The 5,197-nt window shown below is 65.0% G+C and carries 4 protein-coding genes and 1 pseudogene (1 of these 5 running past the window's edge); all 5 read right to left on the bottom strand.

Going from position 1 to position 5,197, the window contains the following annotated elements; all coding sequences use genetic code 11:
* Positions 1-21: 21 nt before the first annotated feature.
* Entirely contained in the window at positions 22-1,938 is a 1,917-nt protein-coding gene (locus K789_RS0111340; RefSeq protein WP_024366868.1) for a heavy metal translocating P-type ATPase, read from the bottom strand.
* Positions 1,935-2,330 (bottom strand): ArsR/SmtB family transcription factor, encoded by a 396-nt coding sequence (locus K789_RS0111335; RefSeq protein ID WP_024366867.1) that lies wholly within the window; start codon positions 2,328-2,330, stop codon positions 1,935-1,937. Before K789_RS0111335 ends, K789_RS0111340 begins: the two co-directional genes overlap by 4 nt.
* Before the next feature lie 191 nt (positions 2,331-2,521).
* Positions 2,522-3,334, bottom strand: a complete 813-nt coding sequence (locus tag K789_RS0111330; RefSeq protein WP_024366866.1) for an AAA family ATPase — start codon at positions 3,332-3,334, stop codon at positions 2,522-2,524.
* A complete protein-coding gene (locus K789_RS0111325; RefSeq protein ID WP_237739580.1) occupies positions 3,331-4,758 on the bottom strand; it encodes a Mu transposase C-terminal domain-containing protein in 1,428 nt (475 codons plus the stop codon). The genes K789_RS0111330 and K789_RS0111325 overlap by 4 nt, the downstream gene beginning before the upstream one ends.
* A 41-nt stretch (positions 4,759-4,799) precedes the next feature.
* Positions 4,800-5,197 (bottom strand): annotated as a pseudogene (locus K789_RS22915) (recombinase family protein); it runs 206 nt beyond the window's last position.

The following is a 5,197-nucleotide window of genomic DNA, read 5'->3' as shown; positions in this document are numbered from 1 at the left end:
GGCCGGGAGGGTGGCTGTGGGTTAGTTTTTCCAGGCCTGGCTGCGTAGAAGCCGCAGGCCGTTGAGGGCGACGATGACGGTGGAGCCTTCGTGTCCGGCGACGGCCAGCGGAAGCGGCAGGGTGGAGATCAGGTCCCACGTGACGAGGACTGTGATGAAGGTGGCCGCGATGGCGAGGTTCGCGATGACGAACCGGTGGGCCCGCTTTGAGATCGCGATCAGTGACGGCAGGGCTTCGAGCTCGTCGCGGACGATGATGGCGTCGGCCGTGTCCAGGGCGAGGTCGGAGCCGTGCCGTCCCATCGCGATGCCGGTGGTCGCAGCCGCGATGGCGGGGGCGTCGTTGACGCCGTCGCCGATCAGCAGGACCCGGTGGCCGTCCTGTTCCAGGCTGTGCACCGCTGCCGCCTTGTCAGCGGGCAGCAGGCGTGACCGGACGTCGTCAATGCCGGTTTCGGCGGCGATCTGGGCGGCCGCCCGGTGGTTGTCTCCGGTGAGCAGATGAACTGGATTGCCTGTGATCTGGCGGAGCCGTTCGACTGTGGCGGCCGCGGTCGGGCGGAGCCGGTCAGCCAGGGTGATCCGCCCCGCCGTGGCCCCGTCGATGATGACGTAAACGACGGTTCCGGCCACGGTGTCATCGTCCTCCGCGGAGGGCCGTTCGACCCGGACCAGCCGGCCGTGGACGATGCCTGATACGCCCTGGCCGGGGACGGCCTTGAATTCGGCTGCCGGCTCCACGGTGAGGCTTTTTTCCCGTGCGTCCCGGAGGATGGCCCGGCCGAGCGGGTGCTCGCTGTACTGCTCGACAGCGGCCGCCAGCCCCAAGATCTGTGCGGGGTTGAGGGCGGCGTCCAGGGAGTCGACGGAGGTGACTTTCGGGGTTCCATCGGTGAGGGTTCCGGTCTTGTCGAAAGCGACGACGTTGGTGCGTCCGACCTGTTCCATCACGGTGGCGGATTTGACCAGGACGCCGTGCCGTCCGGCGTTGGCGATGGCGGCCAGCAGTGGCGGCATGGTGGACAGGACGACGGCGCACGGGGAGGCAACGATCATGAAAGTGATGGCCCGCAGCAGGGCGGCGTCCAGGCTCTCGCCAAGGGACAGGGGCAGGAAAAACACCAGCAGGGTCGCCACGATGACACCGACGGAGTAACGCTGTTCGACCTTTTCAATGAACAGCTGGGTCTTCGCCTTGGTGGCGGAGGCCTCCTCCACAAGGGTCACGATGCGGCTGACCACCGAGTCCTTGGCAGCTTTGGCTACCCGGACCGAGAGAGCGCCGCTGCCGTTGACGGTTCCGGAGAGCACCTCGTCGCCTTCGCGTCGGATGACCGGAACCGATTCCCCGGTCATCGCCGCCTGGTCGACCTCGCTGACTCCCCGGATGACGGTGCCGTCGGCGCCGATCCGTTCACCCGGGCGCACCAGAATCACGTCGCCGACCTGCAGGTCCGCGGTGTTAACCTCCTCTTCGGGGCCGGTCCCGTCGAGCAGGCGGGTGGCGCGTTCCGGGGCCAGGCCCAGCAGGGAACTGACGGAGTCGGCTGTCCGCTGGGTGACCAGGGCTTCCAGGGCACCCGATGTCGCGAAAATGACGATCAGCAGGGCCCCGTCGAAAACCTGGCCGATGGCCGCGGCCGCGATCGCCGCGACGATCATCAGCAGGTCCACGTCCAGGGTCTTTTCGCGCAGCGCCCTCAAACCCGACAGGGCAGGTTCCCAGCCGCCGGCCGCGTAGCAGGCCAGATAGAAGAACCACCACACGACCGCCGGTGCCCCGGCCAGCTGCGCCGCCCCGCCGACCAGGAAAAGCGCCAAAGCAACCGTGGCCCACCGGACTTCGGGCAGCCGGGCCCCGGTACGGAAAATCGACGGAGGCTTGGGCAGGGACCGGCCCGTGGCAGCCCCGGCCGGGGAGATCAGCGTCTGGCTCACGCACGCACCGCCGCTTCCGCGGCCGGCGCCTCCGGGCGCGTCATGTCGATGCGGTGATGCGCCGGCTCACCGCCGAGGGAATGCTCGGCCTGGAACACGGCGTCGGCAACAAGCTTACGCGCGTGCTCGTTGGCCAGCCGGTAAAAGACCCGGGTCCCGTCCTGCCGGGCAGCCACGATCCTGCCCAGGCGAAGCTTCGCCAGATGCTGCGACACGGCTGTCGGGGACTTATCGATGACGTCCGCGAGATGGTTCACGGACATTTCACCGTCCCGCAGGGCCAGGATGATCCGCACCCGCGTAGCATCGGCGAGCATCGCGAACACCTCGACCGCGAGTTCGACGTACTGGCTGTCAGCATCAAGCCTGCAATGATTCTTATCTTCACTCATATGAAGATTGTTGCATGCCGGGGGCTCTCTCACACTCACCGGCCTTCCACTCGCCCTAGTACAGCGCGCTGGCCCCCGGGTCCAGGCGAGCCGGTGCAGCTGTCTCCAATTCGGGACACATAGCAGAAAGGACCCTTTAGGTGTGACTTTTAGTCCGGAATGGCGGCTTTTCTGCAGGTCGGTTTGGCGGTTCAAGTGATTCCGATGACGAGTGTTGAGCGTGCGGCTTCGATGACGTCGTCGGTGATGGTGTTGAGCTCGTTTATTTTCATGACGCGTTCGACCTGGATGAAGAGCCGGTCGATGAGGCGGAAGTTTCCCCTGGTTATGCGGGCGACGGCGGCAATTGCCTGGGCGTCAGTGAAGTCGTCCGGGTCCAAGGATTGCCCTAGCTTGTGCCAGCGGCGCTGCAGGACGAAATGCAGTTCTTCTTGTTCGAGGGGCCGGTATTCGTGGGCGAATCCGACCCGGCTGTAGAGCTGCGGGTAGCGGCTGAACCATTTTTCGATCCCGGGCATGCCGATGAGGATCAGGGCCACGCTGTCGCGGTCGTAGCGGTCGCGCAACAGTTCAAGGGCTGTGGCGTTGAGGCGTTCTGATTCGTCAATGATTAGCAGCTCGACATGTTTATTGATGCGGGTGTGGGGCCCTGTCCCCTTGCCGATGTCTGACAGGTGTTGGTCCACGCAGATCGAAACGCGTGTGCTGGTGTGCTCGATGTCCGCGTGGATCTGTTTGGGGGTGGTGAGCACGGCGGGGGTGTAGAAGACGGTGCGGGAGCGGGAGAGTGCGGCGTAGACCTGGTGATCGGATTCTTCCCGGGGTCCCCACTCCTCCAGTAGCTTCTGTGCCTTGTGCCAGTTGGCATAGCGTCTGGCGGAGAGGGTCTTTCCGATCCCGGCCTGTCCGTAGCAGATGCCGATCGTGTGCTGGCGGCGCACCGCGTCCGCGAACTCCACAAACCGGCGGTGCTCTTTCGTGGCGATGAAACTTTGCGTGGTCACAGGTCATCCTCCAGGTATGTGCGTAGCTTTGGGCGCTTCTTGGGTTGCTCGACAGAGGGCAGCGCCGAAGCTGGCTTCGGTGTCGTTAAATCCGGTAAGTGCCGGGCCACGACCGCGATGCTCTGGTTTATTTGTCCGCGCAGTTCACGGCGGCGGGCCGAGCGTGCGGCCTGGATGTCCTTGAGGGTGAGGGTTGAGGTTTCGTGGTCGGGGTCTACGGCTTTGCAGATGAACTGGTTCTTGTGGAATATGCGGATCTCTGTGATGTCCCGGGGGTCGTAGCGGACAATGATGGGTTCGCGGACGTAGGCGGCCAGCAGTGGGGAGACGTATCTAAGTCCTTGGAAGTGCACGCCGTCGCGGTGGACGATCCGGGGTTTGGCAACGGTCAACAGGAGCAGGTTCAGCTCGTCCATGGTTGCCGGGAGCCGGGGCAGCCAGCCGTCCCCCACCCAGGCTTGGTGCGGGGTCGCCTTGATCTCTGGATGCTTCCGCTGGTGATAGTCCTCGATTATGAAGCGGCCGATGGCGGTATCCAGCTCTTTGAGGGTCAGCACCGGCGCGGGCGGCGTGTGGCCGCGGGTCAGGTGTCCGGGCAGTTCGGCCAGCAGCACCGTATTGACGGTGCTGAAGAAGCGTTCAATTTTTCCGCGTCCCTGGGGTCTGGCGACTGTTGAGTAGGTGATTTCGAAGTGGAGGTCCTTCGCCGTCTGGGTGAGGTGGTTGCTGGTGAAGTCTGAGCCGTGGTCAACGTAGAGGACGTCGGGGATTCCGCACATCGGCCATCCTGTGCCGGCTTTGGGCCAGATGGCCTGCCGAAGTGCCAATGCTGTGTTCAGGGCCGATGGTGCCCCGAGGAAAATGGTGTAGCCGCAGATCGCCCGGGAGTAATCGTCCACGATGGTGGTGAGCCAAGGGCGCGCCGGTTTCATGTTCGCGTTCAGCACGAGGATGTCCAGTTCGGTGTGGTCTGCCTGCCAGGTCGCGTTCGGCCGCTCGGCCCGGTGCCGCCATGCCAATTCATAGGTGTCCCGGTAAGCGGCGGTTCCCAGCTGGGCAAGTGTCTTCATGCCGGGGTCAACGCCCGCAGTGATGGAGCGGACGGTGCTGTAGGAGAGAGGTGGCCAGCCGTGGTCGGCGGCGACGCGGTTGGCTTTGCGGGCGATGGCAGCCACAGACAGGGGCGGTTTCACCAATGCCAGGCCTTCGACGAGTGCGACAAGCTCGGAGGTGCTTCTGCGTCGGGTGGTCCCTCGGTTTGCAGTAGCCAGTCCGGCGATGCCGTTGCGTTTGTGGGCCGCGTGCCAGCGCTGCAGTGTCCGAAGTCCGATGCCTTCGTGCTCAGCAAGGGCAGTAAGGGGCACGCCGTCTTCGATATGCCGGCGCAGGATCCGCCAGCGCATAAACGCTGTCTGGTCAGGCATGGAGGCAGTGTTACCGGTGAGGGTGCCGCTGCCTCCGGCCGTCACCGGACTGTTTTCTGCCCTGAACGGCGCCGCGGCACGGCAGGGGCCGGTTCGCGCCGGAGTGCCCGGTAGACGGTGGTCCGGCTGACGCCCAGAACCTCGCCGATCTTCTCGACCGTCATGTCCTTCTGCTCATACATCCGGCGGGCGGTCCGGAGCTTGTCCTTGGTCAGCAACGGGGGCCGGCCACCAACGCGCCCGCGAGCCCGTGCCGCCTGAAGCCCTGCGTTAGTCCGCTCACGGATCAGATCCCGCTCGAACTCCGCCAGCGCCGCAAACACATGGAAAACGAGACGTCCGCCCGAGGAAGTTGTATCGATCGCCTCTTGCAGGGACCGGAACCCGATGCCACGCTCCTGGAGATCGGCCAGCTGGTCAATCAGGTGTCGGATGGACC

Source organism: Arthrobacter sp. TB 26, assembly GCF_000427315.1.
Taxonomy (GTDB): Bacteria; Actinomycetota; Actinomycetes; order Actinomycetales; family Micrococcaceae; genus Arthrobacter.
Note: the sequence above shows the minus strand (reverse complement) of the source record. Positions and strands in the feature narration are given on the sequence as shown.

Bases quoted from the DNA above. Each gene is read 5' to 3' on its own strand.
- K789_RS0111335 (WP_024366867.1), bottom strand. From the start codon at position 2,330: ATGAGTGAAGATAAGAATCATTGCAGGCTTGATGCTGACAGCCAGTAC.
- K789_RS0111325 (WP_237739580.1), bottom strand. From the start codon at position 4,758: ATGCCTGACCAGACAGCGTTTATGCGCTGGCGGATCCTGCGCCGGCAT.